Source organism: Insolitispirillum peregrinum (assembly GCF_900156605.1).
Taxonomy (GTDB): Bacteria; Pseudomonadota; Alphaproteobacteria; order Rhodospirillales; family Rhodospirillaceae; genus Insolitispirillum; species Insolitispirillum peregrinum.
The window spans coordinates 346,624-367,098 of the sequence record NZ_FTOA01000004.1; the positions used below are offsets into that span (position 1 = coordinate 346,624).

Annotated in this window: 18 protein-coding genes; 10 read left to right on the plus strand and 8 right to left on the minus strand. The window is 60.4% G+C overall.

The genetic code is table 11. From position 1 onward, the window contains the following. Window positions 1–113: 113 nt before the first annotated feature. On the plus strand, window positions 114–539 hold the full coding sequence (locus tag BW995_RS12565) for a Fur family transcriptional regulator (protein ID WP_076400932.1): 426 nt from the start codon (window positions 114–116) through the stop codon (window positions 537–539). 135 nt (window positions 540–674) lie between these two features. Then, window positions 675–1,454: a GNAT family N-acetyltransferase gene (locus tag BW995_RS12570; RefSeq protein WP_076400743.1), complete on the plus strand. Its 780-nt coding sequence runs from the start codon at window positions 675–677 to the stop codon at window positions 1,452–1,454. Window positions 1,455–1,606: 152 nt separating this feature from the next. Here BW995_RS12570 and BW995_RS12575 read toward each other — a convergent pair whose 3' ends face one another. The 4 genes from BW995_RS12575 to BW995_RS12590 all read right to left on the minus strand — a co-directional run bounded on the left by BW995_RS12575 (window position 1,607) and on the right by BW995_RS12590 (window position 5,814). After that, entirely contained in the window at window positions 1,607–3,010 is a 1,404-nt protein-coding gene (locus tag BW995_RS12575; RefSeq protein ID WP_076400744.1) for a cobyrinate a,c-diamide synthase, read from the minus strand. A 2-nt stretch (window positions 3,011–3,012) separates the two neighbouring features. Next, complete coding sequence (locus BW995_RS12580; protein ID WP_076400745.1) at window positions 3,013–3,618, minus strand: SCO family protein; 606 nt, start codon at window positions 3,616–3,618, stop codon at window positions 3,013–3,015. A 43-nt stretch (window positions 3,619–3,661) separates the two neighbouring features. Next, a complete protein-coding gene (locus BW995_RS12585; protein ID WP_076400746.1) occupies window positions 3,662–4,426 on the minus strand; it encodes a sulfite exporter TauE/SafE family protein in 765 nt (254 codons plus the stop codon). Window positions 4,427–4,500: 74 nt separating this feature from the next. Then, on the minus strand, window positions 4,501–5,814 hold the full coding sequence (locus BW995_RS12590) for an AmpG family muropeptide MFS transporter (protein ID WP_076400747.1): 1,314 nt from the start codon (window positions 5,812–5,814) through the stop codon (window positions 4,501–4,503). A 303-nt stretch (window positions 5,815–6,117) separates the two neighbouring features. Here BW995_RS12590 and BW995_RS12595 point away from each other — a divergent pair, with 303 nt between their 5' ends. From BW995_RS12595 to BW995_RS12630, 8 genes are all read left to right on the plus strand, one after another. Further along, window positions 6,118–6,477 carry a response regulator transcription factor gene (locus BW995_RS12595; RefSeq protein WP_076400748.1) on the plus strand — a complete coding sequence of 120 codons (360 nt, stop codon included), beginning with the start codon at window positions 6,118–6,120 and terminating at the stop codon, window positions 6,475–6,477. Then, window positions 6,474–7,133: a chemotaxis protein CheX gene (locus tag BW995_RS12600; RefSeq protein ID WP_076400749.1), complete on the plus strand. Its 660-nt coding sequence runs from the start codon at window positions 6,474–6,476 to the stop codon at window positions 7,131–7,133. Before BW995_RS12595 ends, BW995_RS12600 begins: the two co-directional genes overlap by 4 nt. Before the next feature lie 55 nt (window positions 7,134–7,188). Then, window positions 7,189–9,462 (plus strand): diguanylate cyclase domain-containing protein, encoded by a 2,274-nt coding sequence (locus BW995_RS12605; protein WP_076400750.1) that lies wholly within the window; start codon window positions 7,189–7,191, stop codon window positions 9,460–9,462. A 19-nt stretch (window positions 9,463–9,481) separates the two neighbouring features. Beyond that, window positions 9,482–10,555: a polysaccharide deacetylase family protein gene (locus BW995_RS12610; protein WP_076400751.1), complete on the plus strand. Its 1,074-nt coding sequence runs from the start codon at window positions 9,482–9,484 to the stop codon at window positions 10,553–10,555. Between the two features lie 209 nt (window positions 10,556–10,764). Next, the gene (murJ, locus tag BW995_RS12615; protein ID WP_076400752.1) at window positions 10,765–12,357 is read left to right on the plus strand and encodes a murein biosynthesis integral membrane protein MurJ; all 1,593 of its coding nucleotides are present in this window, start codon (window positions 10,765–10,767) and stop codon (window positions 12,355–12,357) included. An 87-nt stretch (window positions 12,358–12,444) separates the two neighbouring features. Beyond that, complete coding sequence (gene trpS / locus BW995_RS12620; RefSeq protein ID WP_076400753.1) at window positions 12,445–13,446, plus strand: tryptophan--tRNA ligase; 1,002 nt, start codon at window positions 12,445–12,447, stop codon at window positions 13,444–13,446. Window positions 13,447–13,608: 162 nt separating this feature from the next. Further along, window positions 13,609–14,361 (plus strand): hypothetical protein, encoded by a 753-nt coding sequence (locus BW995_RS12625; protein ID WP_076400754.1) that lies wholly within the window; start codon window positions 13,609–13,611, stop codon window positions 14,359–14,361. A 224-nt stretch (window positions 14,362–14,585) separates the two neighbouring features. Beyond that, entirely contained in the window at window positions 14,586–16,541 is a 1,956-nt protein-coding gene (locus BW995_RS12630) for an acyltransferase family protein (protein ID WP_076400755.1), read from the plus strand. Between the two features lie 247 nt (window positions 16,542–16,788). On the opposite strand, the gene BW995_RS12635 is transcribed toward BW995_RS12630, so the two are convergent. The 4 genes from BW995_RS12635 to BW995_RS12650 form a co-directional block, all read right to left on the minus strand. Next, window positions 16,789–17,523, minus strand: coding sequence for an amino acid ABC transporter ATP-binding protein (locus tag BW995_RS12635; RefSeq protein WP_076400756.1), 735 nt, complete (start codon window positions 17,521–17,523; stop codon window positions 16,789–16,791). Then, a complete protein-coding gene (locus BW995_RS12640) occupies window positions 17,520–18,185 on the minus strand; it encodes an amino acid ABC transporter permease (RefSeq protein WP_076400757.1) in 666 nt (221 codons plus the stop codon). The genes BW995_RS12635 and BW995_RS12640 overlap by 4 nt, the downstream gene beginning before the upstream one ends. Further along, entirely contained in the window at window positions 18,185–18,931 is a 747-nt protein-coding gene (locus BW995_RS12645; RefSeq protein WP_076400758.1) for an amino acid ABC transporter permease, read from the minus strand. Before BW995_RS12645 ends, BW995_RS12640 begins: the two co-directional genes overlap by 1 nt. Window positions 18,932–19,107: 176 nt before the next feature. Beyond that, window positions 19,108–20,022 (minus strand): glutamate/aspartate ABC transporter substrate-binding protein, encoded by a 915-nt coding sequence (locus BW995_RS12650; protein WP_076400759.1) that lies wholly within the window; start codon window positions 20,020–20,022, stop codon window positions 19,108–19,110. Window positions 20,023–20,475: the final 453 nt, after the last annotated feature.

Here is a 20,475-nt window from a genome sequence, read left to right on the forward strand (position 1 = left end):
CCGGGGGCCAATACCAGATGACCACCGCCGCTCGTTACCAAGAGGATCTCCTCTGACGACACTTCCACGATGACTACACTTTGAGGAAAAGCAGTATGGACCGGGGCAACACCATGACGTCTCGCATTGAACAGATGTGCGTCGAACGGGGCATGAAGATGACCGAACAACGTCGGGTCATCGCGCGCGTCCTGTCCGAAGCCACCGACCACCCCGACGTGGAAGAAGTCTATCGCCGCGCCTCACTGCAGGATCCGCATATCTCGATCGCCACCGTCTATCGTACCGTGCGCCTGTTCGAAGAAGCCAACATTCTGGCCCGCCATGATTTCGGCGATGGTCGCGCCCGCTATGAAGAAGTTCAGGACGAGCATCACGATCACCTGATCAACATGAAAACCGGTGACGTGATCGAATTTCATTCCGATGAAATCGAGGAAATCCAGCGCAAGATCGCCGAACAATACGGCTTCAAGCTGGTAGGACACCGCCTGGAACTGTATGGTGTCCCCCTCAAGGACGGCGAAGACAACGCCTGAGGCACCCTCCCTTCCTGTCCTTGAACTCCCGTAGTATCCTGCGGGGAAACAGGGGCAGATCAAGCCCGCACAGCGGGGGGACGCATCCAGCATCCTCCTGCCGTGGTCGGGCGTGCATGCAGAAGGAAGAAGGGCGTGCTAGAGGCGCTAACCCAAGGTGAGCAGGAAATCCGTCTGGCTGAAAGCGATGCTGAAATCCGCGCAGCCCAGTCTTTGCGCTATCAGGTCTTTTATCAGGAAATGGGGGCCAAGCCCTCGGAAGACGTGACCGAGCAGCAGCGTGATTTCGATGCGTTCGATGATGTCTGTGAACACCTGCTGGTCATTGACCGGTCCCGTGGCAAGGGGGCCGAGGGCGTGGTCGGAACCTATCGCCTGATGCGGCAGGAACACGTCGAAAAGATCGGCCGCTTTTATACCGCTGCCGAATACGACATCTCACCGGTGCTGAAGTTCCCGGGTAAGGTGCTGGAACTGGGCCGCTCATGCGTAGACAGTCAGTATCGCACCAAGCTGACCATGCAGTTGCTGTGGCGTGGCATCGCCGCCTATGTGTTCCATCACGGCATCGACCTGATGTTTGGCTGCGCCAGCCTGCACGGCACCGACCCGGCCAAACTGGCCCTGCCGCTGTCATACCTGTATCACAACCATCTTGCTCCCGCCGAGCTGCGTCCGCGCGCCCTGCCGGACCTCTATAACCCGATGGACCTGATGCCCGCCGCCGACATCCACGCCATCCGCGGTCTGGCCTCGGTGCCGCCGCTGGTCAAGGGCTATCTGCGCCTTGGCGGCTGGGTCGGGGACGGTGCGGTGATCGACCACCAGTTCAACACCACCGATGTCTGCGTGCTGGTGAAAACCGACCAGATTTCCGAAAAATACGTCAAGCACTATGACCGGACGGCGCGCTAGAGCAGCGTGCGTTAAACCGGACGCGGGCACGCTGCTCCAAGCTTTTGTTCTGTCGCATTGTTTATGCGAAAACCGGTTCCCACGTTTCGCACAATGCTCTAGAGCAGTGAGCGCAAAAGTGGGAACCGGTTTTCGCACTCGCCGAGGACGCTCTATTCAACATCAATGGCATGGAGAAACGACCCGGCAACCCGCAGGCCGTCGCGCACCCGCCGCAGGCCCATCGCCCCCAGCGGCATCCCGGCGGCATCTTCGGCATGGAACAGCGGTTCGGCAGGCGGCGGCGCTTCCCCCGGTCGCGGCGGGCAGACGGTGGCATAGTGGAACTCGTGCCCGCGCACAATGGTCCCGGCAGGACCAAAGGGGCCGTCATTGACCTGCACCCCCCGACGATAGCCGAGATGCAGGCGGCGGTCGGCAAAGCTGGTGTGCAGCGGCAGCAGGCCCAGCATTGGGTGCGCCACCCCGTCGGCATCGGTCAGGCTGTCGCCCAGCGTCATGAAGCCACCGCATTCACCGTAAATCCACCCCCCGCGCCGGGCGGCGGTGGTCATGCCCTGCCGGAACCGGCTGGCCTGTGCCAGGCGGGCGGCGTGCAGTTCGGGGTAGCCACCGGGGAGGAACACGGCGTCGGCCTCTGCCGCCGGAGCTTCGTCGGCCAGCGGGGAAAACGGCAGCACCTCGGCGCCGCTGGCCTGCCACATCCGCAGTTGCGCCGGATAGGCAAAGGCAAAGGCTTCGTCACGGGCGACGGCGATGCGCTGGCCCGGCGGCGGCAACAGGACCGGGGCCTCGGTGCTGGCTGACTGCCACAGCGGGCCGCTGTCGCGATGCTGCCCGGCGATGGCGCGCAGGGCGGCCATGTCGAGGTGATTTTCCACCAGATCGGCGGCGGCATCGAGAAAGCGGTCGAGCGCCTGATGCTCGCAGGCCTGCACCAGTCCCAGATGGCGGTGCGGCAGGTCCAGACGCTGGTCGCGCGGAACGGCCCCGATCACCGGCACTTCGGGCAGACTGTCGGCAAAGGCCCGGCGCAGGGTGTCTTCGTGGCGGGCTCCGGCCACCCGGTTCAGCACCACCGCCGCCACGTTGACATCGCGGCGGTGGGTGACAAAGCCACGGGCGACGGCGGCGGCACTGGCCGCTTGCCCGGTGACATCCAGCACCAGAATCACCGGCCAGCCGGTCAGGGCGGCCAGACTGGCGGTCGAGCCGTCCGTCAGATGGCCGCCAGACTGGCGTTCCTGCGCCGAGAGGGCCACCGGCGCGCCGTCGAACAGGCCCATCACCCCTTCGATCACCGCCAGATTGGTTCCTGCTGCCGCTCCCAGATCGGCCAGAACGGCGGCCAGCGAGGCCGGGCGCATCGCCCAGCTGTCCAGCGACAGGCAGGGGCGACCGGTGGCGGCGGCGTGAAAGGCCGGGTCGATATAGTCCGGTCCGACCTTGCCCGAGGCCACCGTCAGTCCACCCCGCCGCAGGGCGCGCAGCAGGCCAAGGGTCAGGACGGTCTTGCCACTGCCCGAACGGGGGGCGGCGATCAGGAAACCGCGCATGATTACAGAATTCCGGCCAGTTTGGCGGCCATCTGGGCCGGGGTGGTGTCGTGGGGGAAATGGGTGATGAAGGCTCCGTCCGGCCCCATCAGATAGGTGATCGCCGAATGGTCCATCAGATAGGCGGTCGGGTCGCCGGTCTTGTCGGCCACCTTGGCGAAATAGACGCGATAGGCCTTGGCGGCGGCGGCGACCTGTTCGGGGGTGCCGGTCAGGCCGACCATGCCGGGATAGAAATGCTGCACGTATTGGCCGATCAGCGCCAGACTGTCGCGCTCGGGATCAACTGAAATGAAGATCGGGGTGAGCTTGGCGGTCTTCTCGGCAGGCAACTGTTGCAGGGCGGCGGTCATGGTTTGCAGGCTGGTCGGGCAGACGTCGGGGCAATAGGTGTAGCCGAAATAGACCAGCATGTATTTCCCGGCGAAATCGGCCTGTGTCACCGTCTTGCCGCTGCTGTCCTGCAGGGTGAACGGGCCGCCGATCACCGCCGGTGCGCTGGTGGTGGTCGCTGCGGGGGTTCCCTGTCCCGGCAGCAGCCAGAAGCGGGCTCCGACCGCAACCAGAGCAACAGCCAGAACCAGAAGGATGGTTTTGAGGGGTGACATGGAGACCTCCGGGGTAACGGGGTTGGCGGGGTGGCGGGGTTGGTTACAGGATCTGGCTGACCGCCATCCACACCAGCGCCGCCGCATTGAACAACAACAGGATGGGAGCGGCTTGCCGCATGGTGGTGCGCCAGCGGTCCCCGGCCAGATGGCCCAGCAGGCCGACGACAAACAGCATCGGGATGGTGCCCAGCACAAACGCTGCCATGCCAAAGGCTCCGGCCAATGGATCGCCGGTGGCGGCGGCAGCGGCAAGGGCGGCATACAGCAGGCCGCAGGGAATGAAGCCCAGCAGGGTTCCCAGCAGATAGCCGCGCCCACCGACCGGCGAGGCAAACAGCGATTGGGCCTTGCGGGCGACGGTGGCCGACCACCAGCGTTCAGCGGGAAGGCCGGGCAGGTGAATTTTGAACTGCGGCAGGGCATAACCGACCAGCAGCAGGGCGGCGACCAGCAACAGGGCGGCAGACAGCCAGCGCAGGCCGTTCAGGCTGGACAGCGAACCTGCCAGCAGCGCCCCAAGGCTTCCCAGCAGCATGTAGGTGGTGCCTCGGCCCAGATGGTAGGGCAGCAGGGCGGCCCCGGTCAGACGGTGCCACTCGCGCATCTTTTGCGCCGGGATGGCTTCCATGCGGGCGGCCACCTGACTGAGCACAAACGGCCCGCACATGGTGCTGCAATGGCTGAGGCTGCCCATCAGACCGGTGAAAAACAGGCTGGTCAACAGGCTGCCATGGTCCGAGATCACGACGACGCAGTGGCTGGCGCCAGCGGCCATCAGGGCCAGAAGAGCGGAATCCTGCGACACGGAACGGGGTTCTCCGACAGAAACAGGGCCAGAATGCAATGACGGGCGCAGTGGACACCCTTCGTGCGGGCAGGTCAATCCTTTGCGGCAGAAACCGCGCTCACACCTGCGGGAGTCTGTGGCAGGCGCATCAGCCACAGCAGCAACAGCAGACCGGGCAATGCCGCCAGTGCAGTCAGCAGGAAATACTGCAACCAGCTCATCTGCTCGGCCAGCCAGCCGCCGCCCGAGGCCAGAAAGGTGCGGGCGGTGGCCATCAGCGAGCTGACCAGCGCATACTGGGTGGCGGTATAGGACAGCGAGCACAGCGACGACAGATAGGCGACAAAGGCCGCGCCGCCCATGCCGGAGGTGAAGTTTTCGACGGCGATGGTGGCCATCAGCACCGGCATGTTGTGGCCACTGATCGCCAGCGCGGCAAACAGCAGGTTGGAGGCCGCCTGCAGCACGCCACAGACCAGCAAGGCCCGCATGATCCCCAGCCGGGCCACCAGCACCCCGCCGCCCAAACCGCCGATGATGGTAAAGGTGATGCCAAAGCCCTTGGTCACCACCCCGATTTCGGTCTTGCTGAAGCCCATTTGCAGGTAGAACGGCGTGCTCATCGCACTCAGCAGGGCATCGCCGTATTTGTAAAGGGCGATGAACAGCAGGATCAGCAGCCAGCCCCGGCGCGCGGCAAAGTCGCGCAACGGGTCAACGACCGCATGGCGGACCCACTCGGCCAGAGAGGGGCGTGGAGTGGCTTCCCCTGCCGTCGGCAGCGGAGGGTCCGGCAGGATCAGCGCCGCCAGAACACCAACCCCCATCAGGGCTGCCATCAGGCTGTAGGCCCCCGCCCAGCCCCACAGGTCGGCCAGAATCAGGGTGCCGCCGCCAGCCACCACCATCCCCAGCCGGTAGCCCAGCACGATCACCCCGGCTCCCGCGCCCATTTCTTCGCTGTTCAGGCGCTCGACCCGAAAGGCATCAATCACGATGTCCTGGGTGGCCGAGGCAAAGCTGAGGGCGATGGCCCACAGGGCGGTGGCCCACAGGCTTTCTGCCGGGTTGCTGAACCCCAATCCCAGAATGCAGCCCGCCGTTGCCAGCTGGCTGGCCAGCATCCAGCCCCGCCGTCGGCCAAACAGGCGGCACAACAGGGGAAACGGCAGTTGATCCACGATTGGCGACCACAGCCATTTAAAGCCATAGGCAAACGTGACGAGGGTGAAGGCACCGATATCCTGCAGCGAGACGCCGGATTCGCTGAGCCGGGCGGCCAGTGTTCCCATCACCAGCAGCAGCGGCAGTCCAGAAGAGAACCCGAGGAGCCCAATGGATAGAATACGAATATTCCAGTAAATCGTCAGGGAGGAAAGCCATTCCCTTGTTTTTTCTGCGGTCATGGGAGCATCCCTGATAAAAATGGTAGAAAAGCAGATAATTCAGTATTATTCATTGGCTAACGGTCGTAGTGTAGCCTTAATGACACCCTCAGGATAGGGGCCCCAGAACCAGCACAGACCAGCATAGACGCGGGAGCATCTTGTCGGCCCCCTCATCAGGGGCCACCAGCAGGGTGTCTGGCTTGCCTTGAGAATGTCTTGAAGTGGTGCGTGTACAGCGCTGCCCTCTCTTGGTATCACAGTCCCGCCATGTGGGTGCGTTCTGGTTTTTTTGGTTTGCTGGACAGGTAAGGATCGTTGGTTATGCCGGTTATTTTGATTGTAGACGATAGTCGTGTCGCCCGTTTGTCGTTGCGCCGGATGGTGTCGGCCATTGCCCCGGATGCCGAATTTCTCGAAGCAGGCAGTGTTGACGAAGCCTTGTCGGTTGTGGCGGGTACGGCCATTGATCTTGCCGTCATTGACTACAACATGCCTGAAAAGACCGGGCTGGAACTGGCCGAGGACCTGCGGACCTCTGCCCCGTCTGTCCGTCTGGCCCTGTGTACGGCCAACATTCAGGATGCCGTGATTGAACGGGCCCGTAACCTTGGCATGGCCTTCATTCCCAAGCCGCCGGACACTGCCGTGCTGACGGCCTTCATCACCGGGAGTGCCCCATGACCATGATTTTGACCGCCGACGAACAGGACGTCGTTACCGAACTGATGAACATGGGCGTCGGGCGCGCGGCGGGGGCCTTTTCGCGTCTGGTCAACGATGAAGTCATCCTGTCGGTTCCCGAGGTTGCCTTTGTCGGCATTGCCGAGGCACAGCGGGTTTTCGACGCCAGCATCCCCGACGTTCTTGCCGGGGTTCGCCAGTCGTTCGACGGTTTCATTGCCGGGGCGGCAGCCCTGCTGTTTCCCGAAGAACGCAGCCTGGAACTGGTGCGGGCCATCATTGGCGAAGACATGCCCGCCGAAGAAATATCGGAACTCGAACAGGAAACGCTGGCCGAAATCGGCAACATTATCCTGAACAACTGTCTGGCAACGATCGCCAACGCCCTGCACAGCGAAATCAGCTCGTCATTGCCGGAAACCTATACCGGTGACAAGCAGGGATTCCTGTCGTTCCTGTGCGATCCCCCGCCCGAGGCGCGGATGTCTGCCGAGCCGCCGCTGGATGGCTCGTCTTCGGTGCTGTTGCTGGTCCAGATTGATTTCAGTTTGCGGCGGCGGGCCATTCAGGGCTTTTTGGCCTTTGCCATTGATTTGCGTTCGGCAGCCAGCTTCCGGGCCAAGATCAACGAGTATCTCGAAGCCTTGAGCGGTTGACCTGCCCCGATCACAAGGCAGGTTTGCGGAACAAGGGACAGGGTAAGGTGCGGATATGATCAGGTCGGCGTCTCCGGGGCAGGTTCGTCTGCTCGATGTTCTTGATTGCGGGGTTGCGCTGTTTGACAGCGAAGCCCGCATTCTGCTGTGGAATCACTGGATGGAACGATCCAGTGGCATGAAGGCTGCCGATGTCCATGGCCGGACTCTGGAGGAGGTATTCGGGGACCAGGTGTCGACCGTTCTGTCGCGAACGGTGCGGGATGCCTGCACGGATGGCCTGTCGGCATTGCTGTCCAACCAGTTGCACCGCTATCCGATACCGCTGACGCGGGGGAGCGGTACACGGGCGGTGGCGATGGAACAGTCGGTGCTGGTGCGCCCGCTTCCCCGTTGCTCGGATGTTCAGGGCGCGGTGTGTGTCATGCAGGTGTCCGATGTGTCCTCGGCAGTCCGCCGTGAACGCCACCTGCGGGAAAGCCGGACGGAACTGCGATTGCGGAACCGGGCCATCGAGGCGCCCAGTCAGGGCATCATCATCGTTGATGCCCGCAAGGAAGGTCGTCCGATCATTTACGCCAATCCGGCCTTTACCGTCATTACCGGCTATACGGCGGAAGAAGTGCTGGGCCGAAACTGCAAATTCCTGCAGGGCCCGGACGTCGATCAGCCCGGACTGGATGCTATCCGGGCCGCATTGTCCGAGCAGCGTGAAGGCATGGCGGTCCTGCGCAATTATCGCAAGGATGGCACGCTGTTCTGGAACGAGCTGCTGGTCTCGCCGGTGTTTGACACCGATGGCGTGCTGACCAACTTTGTCGGAATCCAGCGCGATATTTCAAAGCGCCGCAAGATCGAGGAACAACGCGATCAGGCGATGGCGGATTTGCGGCAGGCCAATGAAAAACTGTCCCATGAACAGCGGTTTACCGCGACCGTTCTGCGCACCATCGGGGCGCTGGTGGCGGTGGTCGATCGGCGCGGACGGATTGTTTCCTTTAACCGTGCCTGTGAAACCGCGACCGGACTGCCTGAAAAGCAGGCGTTGGGAACCCGTCTGGCCGATCTGATTCCGGATCAGGGGGCATGGGGCTATTTTCGTCTGGATCAGGGGGCGACAACGCCGCCGCAGGGATTGCGCACCGGTCTGGTCAGCCACAGCGGCGACCGCCGCAGCATCCGCTGGTCGTTCAGTCATCTGACCAATGGCGACGAGATGGCCACCCACCTGATCTGCACCGGCATTGACGTGACCGAGCGCGATCGCGCCTATGCCCTGTTGCAGTCCGAGCGCACGATTCTCGAGATGGTGGCCCGTGCGGAACCATTGGACAGCCTGATGGGACGGCTGTGTGAAATGATCGAGTCCCAGCTTCCTGAGCAGCGAGCCTCTCTCACCTTGCTCGATGCCCGCAGTGAACGCTTTGTCCGTGCCATCGGTCCGTCGCTGTCGCCGGACTTCCTCAGCGTCTTTGAGGGGCGGGAAGTGGCCCCCAGTCTGGCATCCTGTGGTCCGGTGGCGCACTTTGGCCATCCGCATTACAGCTATGATGTCCTGCGCGACCCCAACTGGTCGGAATTCCGCGTGATTTGCGAGTCCAGTGGTGTGCGCTCGTGCTGGTCGGTGCCGATCCTGTCATCGGATCAGGCGGTGCTGGGCAGCTTTGACTGCTATGGCGCGATGCCGCACCTGCCGGATAACAGCAGTATCGAAGTGCTGTTGCGGGCGGCCCGCATCGCCTCGATTGCCATTGAACGCCATCGTGCGGCTGAACGGATTCAATATCTTGCGCTCTATGACCAGTTGACCGGGCTGGCGAACCGGGCATTGCTGTCCGATCGTCTGCAATCGGCAACCAGCCATGCCATGCGCCACGACGGTAAACTGGCCTTGCTGTTCATTGATCTGGACGGCTTCAAGCCGATCAATGACGCCTATGGGCACGATGCCGGGGACGTGGTTCTGGCCGCTGTCGGCAGCCGGGTGCGGGCCGCTCTGCGGACCACCGATACTGCTGCCCGTATCGGGGGGGACGAATTTGTCCTGTTGATCGAGGATGTCCAGAACGCGGCCAGTGTGACGGTGGTGGCTGACAAGGTGTTGCGGACCCTGTGTCAGCCGGTGCAGTGGCAGGGCGAGACATTGCATGTCGGGGCCTCGATCGGCATTGCCCTGTTCCCGCAGGATGCGACCGACGCCGATGCTTTGCTGACCGCCGCCGATGATGCGATGTATCGTGCCAAGCAGGCGGGGAAAAACCGGTGGGTATGGGGGCAGGAACAGCGGTTGATCGGCGATCTGGGGGCCGAAAGCCCGTCGATGCCATGACGTGCAGGCGGAGGCCCTGATGAGGACGTGGTACCGGATGGCCTGCGTGCTGCTGGCGGTGATGCTGGGGGCCGGGCAGGCGCTGGCGTCACCGCCGCCGCCGGGGGATATCCCGCAGGCGGTGGTGGTGATGTATCATCGCTTTGGGGAAAACCGCTACCCTTCCACCAATATCCGCCCCGAGCAGGTGCGCGACCATCTGGCCCGCCTGCGGCAGGATCAGGCGGTGGTTCTGCCACTGGAAACCATCGTCGGAGCACTGGAAAGCGGGACACCGCTGCCGGAGCGGGCGACGGCGATCACCGTCGATGATGGCTATGGCAGTGTCTATCAGGTGGGATGGCCGCTGTTGCGGGCGGCCGGGGTGCCATGGACCCTGTTCGTCAACACCGAGACCGTCGGCCAGAGCGGGTACATGACCTGGGCGCAACTGCGCGAGCTGGCGGCGGCGGGCGTGACCATCGGGGCGCATTCGCACAGCCACGCCCATTTCCCGGCACTGACCCCGGAGCAACAGCGGGCCGATCTGCTGACCATGCAGGCGGCTTTTCAGAAGGAACTGGGGCAACAGCCCCGCCTGTTTGCCTACCCCTATGGGGAGGCCGATGGCCCGTCGATGGCCTTGCTGCGCGAGATGGGCTATCGCGCCGCCTTTGGTCAGCAGTCCGGGGTGGTGGCGACCAGTGAAGACCGCTTTTATCTGCCGCGCTTTGCCCTCAACGAGCATTATGGCAGCGCCGAGTTCTTTGTGCCCCGCATCAGCGCCCGCGCCTTGCCGGTGCGCGATGTGACCCCGGCGGTACCACTGGCTCCGGTGCAGGGGGCGGGGAATCCTCCGGCGGTGGGCTTTACTGTCACCGACCCTCAGCTATCACTGGCCCGCCTGACCTGTTATGGCCCCAGTGGGGAAGCCCTGACCACCCGGCAAAGCCCTCAAAGCAACGGTACCCGGATCGAGTTGGTCCTGAACAAACCTCTGACCAAGGGACGATCCCGCCTGAACTGTACCCTGCCCATTCCCGGCCCGAATGGCAAAGGGCCGCGCTGGTACTGGTGGGGAACCCAGATTGTGGTGCCGGGGGCGTGGGATTGAGAGGGTACCTAAAGTAAATGGGGCCTGGGGCCTCCCGGCCCCAGCGAGGTGTGGAGCAGCGCTCCATGATCTTGTTGCCTTTCTGCCGTATACGGCAGGATGCTCTCTTCACGTCTGTCGCAGTGTTCATGTGAAAACCGGTCCCCACTTTTCACACAATGCTCTAGAGTGTCGCGCTCCTCAAAATGCTCTGACAACAGGTTGTTCCCATGGCGTTGATGCGCTCTATTGCCACCGTTGGCGGTTTCACCATGCTGAGCCGGGTGACGGGTTTTTTCCGTGACATCATGATCGCCAATTATCTGGGGGCGGGACTGGTGGCGGACTGTTTCTTTGTCGCCTTCAAGTTCCCCAACCTGTTCCGGCGCTTTTTTGGCGAAGGGGCGGTGGCGGCGGCTTATGTGCCGCTGTTTTCGGCCACGCTGGAAAAAGACGGTGCTGAAGAGGCCCGCCTGTTCTCGGATCGGGCCTTTTCGGTGATGGCGCTGGCACTGGCGCTGTTTTGCAGCGTGCTGATGATTGCCATGCCGTGGGCGATGTATGCTTTCGCCCCCGGCTTTACCGGCGCCGAAGGCAAGCATGAGTTGGCGGTGGACCTGACCCGGATCACCTTTCCTTATCTGTTGCTGATTTCGCTCTGTTCATTGATTTCCGGCCTGCTCAATTCCCTCGGGAAGTTTGCCGCCGCCGCCGGAACGCCGATCCTGCTCAACCTGATCCTGATGCTGACCCTGACCGCGCTGACGCCATTTGTCGAAACGCCCGGCCATGCGCTGGCGTGGGGCGTCGAGCTGGCAGGGCTGGCGCAGTTCGTCTGGCTGATGATCTCGGCGCGCAGGGCCGGGATGATGCCCCGGCTGGTGCGCCCGACCCTGACCCCGCGGGTGCGGCTGTTGATCAAGCGGATCATCCCGGTGGCCTTTGGGGCAGGGCTGTATCAGATATCGTTGCTGATCGACACCATGCTGGCGTCGATGGTGGCCGACGGGGCGGTGAGCTGGCTGTACTATGCCGATCGCGTCAACCAGTTGCCGCTGGGGGTGATCGGGGTGGCGATTGGAACCGCCCTGCTGCCGCTGTTGTCGCGGCAATTGGCTGCGGGACACCATGACGACGCGATGATCAGCCAGAATCGTTCGCTGGAGTTCGCCTTGCTGCTGACCGTGCCGTCGATGGCCGGATTTCTGGTGTTGGGTGGGCCGATCATCAGCGTCCTGTTCGAGCGGGGGGCCTTTTCTGCCAGCGATGCCTTGGCGACGGCTCAGGCGCTGATGGCCTTTTCCCTTGGGCTGCCGGCCTATGTGCTGGTCAAGGTGCTGTCGCCCGGCTTTTTTGCCCGCGAAGATACCGCAACGCCGGTCAAGTCGGCCTCGGTGGCGCTGTTGGTCAATATCGGGCTGAACCTGCTGCTGATGCAGGTGATGGGGCATGTCGGGATTGCTCTGGCCACCGCCATTGGCGCGTGCGTCAACAGCGGCACGCTGTTCTTTATCCTGCGGCGGCGCGGCTGGTTCGTCCCCGATGCCCGCCTGAAGCAGCGGACCATCCGCCTGTTTCTTGCCACCGGCGTGATGGCCGCCGCCGTCGAGGCTGCCGAGTGGGGCTTGCAGCAGTGGCCGCTGACGCACGGGGTGATGAATGCCGGTCTGCTGTCTGCCCTGATCCTGTTGGCCGTGTTGGTGTTCTCGCTGGCAGCCATCGTGTTGGGGGTGGTCAAAAGAGCCGACTTCGCGCTGTTCAAGCGGTTGCGGCGGCGTCCGGCCAAATCCCCGGAACAGGAGCCGCCGCAGGAGTCGTCTTGATCTTGTGGCATGATTGCGATAAGCCCGCAGACGGACCGGCCCAACGCGGTCCCTCGCGCCGCATCCACCTGCAACCAGAGTGATGGTATGAAACGCATTTTTTCGGGCGTCCAGCCCACCGGCAACCTGCACCTTGGCAATTATCTGGGGGCCATCCGCAACTGGGTGCGCCTGCAGGATGACTATGAAGACTGCATCTTCTGTGTCGTTGACCTGCACGCCATCACCGTCTGGCAGGACCCGGCGGCGCTGACCAAGGCCACCCGCGAAGTGGCAGCGGCGTTCATCGCGGCGGGAATCAACCCGGAAAAGGCCGTGCTGTTCAACCAGTCCCAGGTTCCGGCGCATGCGCAACTGGCGTGGGTGTTCAACTGCGTGGCCCGCATGGGCTGGCTGAACCGCATGACCCAGTTCAAGGAAAAGGCGGGCAAGAACCGGGAAAACGTCTCGGTTGGCCTGTATGCCTATCCGAACCTGATGGCGGCCGACATTCTGGCCTACAAGGCAACCCATGTGCCGGTGGGCGAGGACCAGAAACAGCATCTGGAACTGACCCGTGATATCGCGATCAAGTTCAATAACGACTTCGGCAAGGAGGTCTTCCCGATCACCGAGCCGCTGATCTTTGGCGAAGGCACCCGCGTGATGTCGCTGCGCGACGGCACCAAAAAGATGTCGAAGTCCGATCCGTCGGACTATTCGCGCATTACGCTGGTCGATGATGCCGACGCCATTGCCCAGAAAATCCGCAAGGCGAAGACCGATCCCGAGCCGCTGCCGGAAACTGTCGAAGGTCTGGAAGGTCGCCCGGAAGCCGCCAACCTGATCAACATCTACGCCGCCCTGTCCGACCGGACCCGTGCGGAGGTGATGGGCGAAATGGGCGGCAAGGCATTTTCGGAATTCAAGACCCTGCTGACCGATCTGGCGGTGTCGGTGCTGGCCCCGATGACCACCCGCATGAACGAACTGCTGGCCGATCAGGCCGAACTGGATGCGATCCTGCGCCGTGGTGCCGAACGGGCCAACGAGATCGCCTCGCCGATCCTGGACGAAGTTTACGATGCGGTGGGTTTCCTGCGTCCGTAAGAAAGGAAGGCGCGGCATATCTGTACCCCAAGAGAAATTACCAGCATTCAGGGTATCTCTTGGGGCCATGCCTCCTAAAATGGGGGAGTGTTTCCGGCTTCTCCAGCACTGCGTTTTTACGGGAATCAGCTATAGTAGGCTGTCAACCGTAAGGTGTTTGTGATGCTGACTCTGACCATTCGCTCGACCCATGCCGCCGATTGCGATGTCGCCATGCAGTTTGCGCGTGACGCAGGGAATGCTGATGCCTGTCCCCCATCCGAAGAGATCCTGTGTGATGCCATCAGTTCCCGGCGGGGCTATGCCCTGATGCTGAACGGGCAGATGTCAGGATTGATTGTTGCCTTGCGGCATTATGGGGAAAACCTTGCCATCGAGGCCCCATGGCGCGAGATCGTCTTTTACGGTGCCCAACCCGAAGGGTTCGGGCTGTTCAAGGTGATGCTGGCGGTGGCCTGTGTCAGCGAGGCCGTCATGTCACCGGGGGCCGATGCCATATTCATGGCCGTCCCGCAGAATGTTTTCCCGCAAACGGCGGCCTGCATCTCCGCAGGTCTGGTGCCATGGATACCCGACGAGCCATTGATGCGGTCATGGGTGATGGCGAGAACGGTTCATGCCACATCCGGGCAGGATGATCCTGATATCCTGCTCGCCAAAGCCGAGCAGTCATTGCACTTCCTGCGCTTGCAGCCTGACGGGCTGACCCAGCTTGCCTATAACCTGCTGCGCTGGGATCAGCCGGACAGCCTGCTGATCCGTCCGGCCAGCCGGAACCACGGGGCAGCCCTGCCTGCCTCCCTGTTGCTGAGTGTCGACGCGCTGTTAAGCCATCGCACCGCCGTGGAAGAGGTCGCACAAGCCGATTATACCTATCAGCGTTTGCTGCGGGATCAGGCTTTGCTGCGGTTCTGAGCCGATAGGCTCATGCCTTCGGCGGGATGTGGAGTGGTGCCCTCACGCTTTGGGATTTAATAATTTATTGCATCTCCGGCGAGACTGTTTGTAATCTTTGGTGGTTATGATAGAGGGTGTTCTTGTTTGTATGTGGCATGTGATTTCAGAAAAAATCATGCTTCTGCGAATGAAAATTTTTTATATACACTCTATGGTGTATAATTGCGGTATGGAGTAATAAATTGATATATCGCCGTGATATAGATGGACTTCGTTCTATCGCAATTATTCCTGTTGTTCTTTTTCATGCAGGTATATCATCATTCTCTGGCGGATTTGTTGGTGTTGATATTTTTTTTGTTATCTCTGGATTCTTGATTACGTCTCTGATGGTGAGCGAAATCAAGGAAGGTCGTTTCTCTATTGTAAAATTCTACGAACGCCGTCTGCGGCGGTTGTATCCGGCCCTCTTCGTTACCCTGATGGTAACAAGCATATTCTGTGCAATGATATTGACGCCGGATGATTTCTTGTATTTTTCGAAGGCGCTGCTTTCTGCAACATTATTTTTGTCGAATGTATTCTTTTACATTACAACAGGATATTGGGCGACTCCAGCCAGTTCAAATATATTATTGCATATTTGGTCTTTGTCTATTGAAGAGCAATTTTATATTTTCTTCCCACTGTTTCTATTGCTTGGGATGCGCCTGAAGAGAGGCGGTTATCTCAAAATAATGTTGGTCATTTTTTTCTTTATCTCTCTGTTTCTCAATCAATGGGCGGCCGCAGACCATCTGGCTGCTGCTTTCTTTTTGTTGCCTGCCCGAGCATGGGAGCTTCTTTTGGGGGCGATTCTGGCTCTCGGGGTGCTGCCAGTGTCGTCTCGCAAAATCTGGCATGAAGGAGCGGGGCTCCTGGGTGGCGGCATGATACTGACCAGCATTTTTCTTTATACGGATGTTGCCAATTCCTTGGGGTTTACGATGCTGGTACCCTGTCTGGGGGCGGCCCTCGTCATCTATGCGGGAATGGCACCAACGGGACCGACTTTTGTATCACGGATGATAGGGGTTTCCCCACTCGTGATGATCGGTAGAATTTCGTATTCCCTGTATCTGTTCCATTGGCCGATCATTACGCTTTGGACGTATCGCCTGGATCGTCCAACAAATAATATGGATATATTCCTGTGGATTATATCCTCTCTTGTTCTTTCCTATTTTTCCTGGCGTTTTATCGAGACCCCATTCCGAAAATCTGTTTATTTTAGCCGGAGAATCATTTTCGTATCCGCTCTGGTCGGGGCAATGGTTCTGACACTATTTGGTCTGTTTGGTGTCACCAGCAACGGATGGCCTGCCCGTTACCCCGAGCTTGCCTTGAAGTTCTGGTCTGCAGCGCCGGTCAATCCACGACCGCAGTGTATGGCTTCCAAAGCAATGGTTACAGGCAATCAATACTGTACCTATGGCTCTCAGACGGTGGCTCCCACCTGGGCTCTGTGGGGTGACAGCCATTCCGAGCGGCTGGTCGGCTTGCTGGATGAAATGGCGAGCAGCCGTGGTATTGCGTTGACCTATTTCGGCCATGGCGGTTGCCCGCCGTTTGGTGGAATAGGGAACATTGGGCAACCGACGTGCTATCAACACAATCAGCAGGCTCTGGGGGATATTCTGGCGTCGAAGACGATCAAGAATGTGATTCTGTCAGGATACTATAGCTTGTATCTGGAAGGTCGCTTTGATCTCCTGGATCAGAGCAAGGCTGTAGACGTGCTTACCGACCAGAGGCGTCAATTGCTGTCTCGTGAGAAGATGATCGAGGTTTATGGGAATGCTGTTCGCTCCACCGTTTCTTCCTTGATCGCTGCAGGTATTCACGTCCATCTGGTCTACCCGGTGCCTGATACGGGCTTTGATGTTCCAAAGGCGATGGTGCGTCATTTGATGGCGGGGCAAGACCCCTTTGCCTTGACAGTTCCTTTCGAGCAATACAAAAAGCGCAATCAGGTAATTATGCAGATTTTTGATGAATTGCCGGATAGTCCGCTCCTGAGCCGCATTTATCCTGCCAGTGTTCTTTGTGACAGTCAGTCCTGCCGTACCAGCGATGGCCAGGTGCCGCTCTATCATGATAGTAACCACCTCTCGGCCGACGGAGCACGGCTTCTTGTTCCGCTCCTGCACTTTGAATAAAGAGCAGGTCGTCGTCCGAACTGCTGGAGCATTGTGCGAAAAGCGGGAACCGGTTTTCGCAAAAACAATGCGACAAAACAAAATGTTAGAGCGGCGTGCCTGCGTCGGATTTAACGCACGCTGCTCTAGACCAGCTTGCGTTAAATCCGACGCCACAGTACACGACAGAAAAAGAACAGGGTCGTGGAGCAGTGCTCCACGACCCTGTTTTTGTCCCGCCACCAGTCGTCGCAGGGGGGAAGCGTCCTTAATGCTGCAGGATCTTGGCCAGGAACTGCTGGGCGCGGTCAGAGCGGCCATTGATATCGCCAAAGAAGGTGTCCTTGGTGCAGTCTTCGACGATCTGTCCACGATCCATAAAGATCACCCGGTCGGCAACCTTGCGCGCAAAGCCCATTTCGTGGGTCACGCACATCATGGTCATGCCTTCCTGAGCCAGCTGCACCATCACGTCCAGCACTTCGTTGACCATTTCCGGGTCAAGGGCCGAGGTCGGTTCGTCGAACAGCATCACCACCGGGTCCATCGCCAGAGCGCGGGCAATGGCGACGCGCTGCTGCTGGCCGCCGGACAACTGGCCGGGATGCTTGTGGGCGTGGGCGGCAAGGCCAACGCGGTCGAGCAGGGCAAGGCCTTTCTGGGTGGCCTCATCCTTGCTGCGACCCAGCACCTTGATCTGGGCGATGGTCAGGTTTTCGGTGATCGTCAGATGGGGAAACAGCTCGAAATGCTGGAACACCATGCCGACGCGCGAACGCAGCCTGGGCAGGTTGGTCTTCGGCGAGGCAATCGAGGTGCCATCAACAACGATATCCCCTTGCTGGAACGGCTCAAGGGCGTTGACGCACTTGATCAGCGTGGACTTGCCAGAACCCGAGGGACCGCAGACCACCACCACTTCGCCCTTCTGGACCTCGGTGCTGCAATTGGTCAGCACCTGAAAGTCGCCGTACCACTTGTTGACGTTCTGGATGGAAATCATACGGCTAACCTCTTTTGCAGATGCTTGACGGCGCGCGAGGCGGTGAAGCTGATGACAAAGTAAACCAGGCCGGCAAAGATCAGGAATTCATGGGGCTGGCCCAGAATGTCCCCACGGGAACGGGCGGCGTTCAACAGGTCCATCAGACCGACGGTGTAGACCAGCGAGGTATCCTGAAACAGGATGATGCTTTGCTGCAGCAGCAGCGGGGTCATTTTGCGAAAGGCCTGCGGCAGGATCACCAGACGCATGGTCTGGCCATAGGTCATCCCCAGTGCATAGGCGGCGCCCATCTGGCCGCGCGGAATGGCCTGAATGCCGGCGCGGACGATTTCGCAGAAATAGGCGGCCTCGAACATCACAAAGGCGACCAGACACGAGCTGAACGCTCCGACCGGAGTATCAACCCCGGTGATCCAGCGCAGGACGAACGGCACGGCAAAATAGAACCAGGTGATCACCAGCAGCAGCGGGATCGAGCGGAAGTAACTGACGTAGGTCGCCGCAATTTTGGCCAGTGTCTTGTTGTGCGACAGGCGCATCAGGGCCAGAGCCGTTCCCAGGGCGACACCACCACAGACGCCCAGAACCAACAGTTCCAGGGTGGTGATCATGCCGATCCACAGACCGGGCAGGGCGGGAATGATTGCCGAGAAATCCATTACTTGCCTCCCACCGAGATCAGGCCCGGAACGGCGACCCGCTTTTCAATCCAGCGCATGATCATCATCAGGCTCATGTTCAGGACGAAGTAAATCAGGGTGGCCAGTGTAAAGGCTTCGAACAGGTTGGCGCTGAATTCGGCGGTCTGCTTGGTCTGGGCCAGCAGTTCCATCAGGCCGATCAGCGAGGCGACCGAGGAGTTCTTGAAGATGTTCAGGAATTCGCTGGTCAGCGGCGGAATGATGATGCGGAACGCCTGCGGCAGCAGCACGGTGGTGTAAACCTGCGGCAGGGTGAACCCCAGGGCATAGCCAGCGTTCAACTGGCCCTTGGGCAGGGCCTGAATGCCGGTGCGCACCTGTTCGCACACGCGGGCAGCGGTGAACAGGCCAAGGCAGACAACGACCGACAGATAGGCCGAGGCGGCGGGGGACAGGTCTTGCTTGAACCACATTTCCAGCGGTTCGGGCAGCAGGTCAGGGACCAGAAAGTACCACAGGAACAACTGTACCAGCAGGGGCACGTTGCGGAAGATTTCCACGTAGGTGGTGGCGATGGTGGCGAGCAGGCGGTTCGGCACCGTGCGCATGACGCCCAGCAGCGAGCCTAACACCAGGGCAATCAGCCAGCCGACCAGCGAAATGGCAATCGTCCATCCCAGACCGGTGACGAACCAGTCGAGATAGATTTCCGATCCAATGCCGGTGGACTGAAAGAAAACGCCCCAATTCCAGTTATAGTTCATGCGAGTTGCCCCATGAGGTCACGCAAACCGAAAACGGGCACCATGGTCCCCGAGCGGGGGATGGGCCCTTGTGGGTACGGTTGGACAGGCCCCTGTGGAGCCCTCGACGGAAAGGCCTCTGTGAGACCCTCGGGATGTCCGGCCTTTGCGGGAAAGGCCGGACACCAGCAAGCGGCTTAGAGCTGCTCGGCCGACTTGTCGGTCGGGTTGGCAATCAGCTTCTTCAGCTGCTCGCTCATCGGGAAGTTCAGGTTCAGGTCCTTCGGCGGCACCGGGCTCTGGAACCAGCGCTTGTAGATTTCGTTGATTTCGCCGGACTTGTAGGTGTCGCTGATCGCCTGGTCAACCACGGCCTTGAACGCCGGGTCTTCCTTGCGGACCATGCAGCCATAGATTTCGAACGATTGCGGGGTGCCGACGACTTCCCAGTCGGCCGGCTTCTTGGCCTTGGCGATTTCTCCGTACAGCAGCACGTCGTCCATCATGAAGGCAACGGCACGGCCCGATTCCAGCATCAGGAACGCTTCGCCGTGGTCCTTGGCCGAGATGATGTTCATCTTCATGCCCTTGTCGGCATCCAGAGCCTTCAGCAGGCGTTCGGAGGTGGTGCCCGCAGTGGTCACCACGTTCTTGCCGGCCAGATCCGGGAAGTCCTTGATCTTCGACTTCTTGTTCACCAGCAGACGGGTACCGACCTCAAAGATGCCAACCGAGAAATCAACCTGCTGCTGACGTTCGATGTTGTTGGTGGTCGAGCCGCATTCCAGATCGACGGTGCCGTTCTGGACCAGCGGGATACGGGTCTGCGAGGTCACCAGATTGTAGCGGACCTTCAGGTCCGGCATGGCGAGCTTCTGCTTCAGGGCATCGACGACCTTCAGCTGCAGCTCGTGCGAATAGCCGATCGGCTGCTGCGGATCGGTGCCGAGGTACGAGAAGGGAATCGAAGAGTCGCGATGGGCGAGAACAATCGTGCCGCTCTCCTTGATCTTCTTCAGCGTGCCGGTCAGCTCTTCGGCGAACGCCGGGGCGCTCAACAGGCTCGCCGCCAGAGCCAGGCCAATGACGCGGGAAAGAATGGTCTTGGTCATGCAGATGCCTCACTTCTTGTTGCTGTGTCCGTTGGTGGACAGGGTCAACGGACGCGTCGATCGAAAACCGAGCCGTCCCTGGGAAAGCCATGAGCACGTAGCGTGCCAGATCTGCGTAATTCGAATGATCGCTGTTTTTGCCAGTATCTCCAAGGCATTGGAGATATGCTTTTGTCGGCATGGTCTGAAAGAACCATGAAAAACGTTCGGTTTGCCGAATAGGGTGTTCGGATTTCCGAATGGTGGCTTGATCTATGCGCGTTCTCTGATAGACCAGTATTTACCAACAGTTTACCTGATCCATACCCAAAAGATGAGCATTTTGTCATGCAGAGTACAAGAGGGGGTGTTCGAAAATCCGAACGTTCGGGGTTTTGGACCCGCTGGTTAAAGGGGCAGGGAGCCTGAAGGAAAACAGGCATGTCCTCTTGGTCGCCTGTTTTTTGTGCGCTG

Coding starts and splice junctions, on each gene's coding strand:
- BW995_RS12565 (WP_076400932.1), top strand. CDS start 114: ATGACGTCTCGCATTGAACAGATGTGCGTCGAACGGGGCATGAAGATG.
- BW995_RS12625 (WP_076400754.1), top strand. CDS start 13,609: ATGCTGACTCTGACCATTCGCTCGACCCATGCCGCCGATTGCGATGTC.
- murJ (WP_076400752.1), top strand. CDS start 10,765: ATGGCGTTGATGCGCTCTATTGCCACCGTTGGCGGTTTCACCATGCTG.
- BW995_RS12645 (WP_076400758.1), bottom strand. CDS start 18,931: ATGAACTATAACTGGAATTGGGGCGTTTTCTTTCAGTCCACCGGCATT.
- BW995_RS12595 (WP_076400748.1), top strand. CDS start 6,118: ATGCCGGTTATTTTGATTGTAGACGATAGTCGTGTCGCCCGTTTGTCG.
- BW995_RS12590 (WP_076400747.1), bottom strand. CDS start 5,814: ATGACCGCAGAAAAAACAAGGGAATGGCTTTCCTCCCTGACGATTTAC.
- BW995_RS12600 (WP_076400749.1), top strand. CDS start 6,474: ATGACCATGATTTTGACCGCCGACGAACAGGACGTCGTTACCGAACTG.
- BW995_RS12635 (WP_076400756.1), bottom strand. CDS start 17,523: ATGATTTCCATCCAGAACGTCAACAAGTGGTACGGCGACTTTCAGGTG.
- BW995_RS12605 (WP_076400750.1), top strand. CDS start 7,189: ATGATCAGGTCGGCGTCTCCGGGGCAGGTTCGTCTGCTCGATGTTCTT.
- BW995_RS12640 (WP_076400757.1), bottom strand. CDS start 18,185: ATGGATTTCTCGGCAATCATTCCCGCCCTGCCCGGTCTGTGGATCGGC.
- BW995_RS12575 (WP_076400744.1), bottom strand. CDS start 3,010: ATGCGCGGTTTCCTGATCGCCGCCCCCCGTTCGGGCAGTGGCAAGACC.
- BW995_RS12580 (WP_076400745.1), bottom strand. CDS start 3,618: ATGTCACCCCTCAAAACCATCCTTCTGGTTCTGGCTGTTGCTCTGGTT.
- BW995_RS12610 (WP_076400751.1), top strand. CDS start 9,482: ATGAGGACGTGGTACCGGATGGCCTGCGTGCTGCTGGCGGTGATGCTG.
- trpS (WP_076400753.1), top strand. CDS start 12,445: ATGAAACGCATTTTTTCGGGCGTCCAGCCCACCGGCAACCTGCACCTT.
- BW995_RS12650 (WP_076400759.1), bottom strand. CDS start 20,022: ATGACCAAGACCATTCTTTCCCGCGTCATTGGCCTGGCTCTGGCGGCG.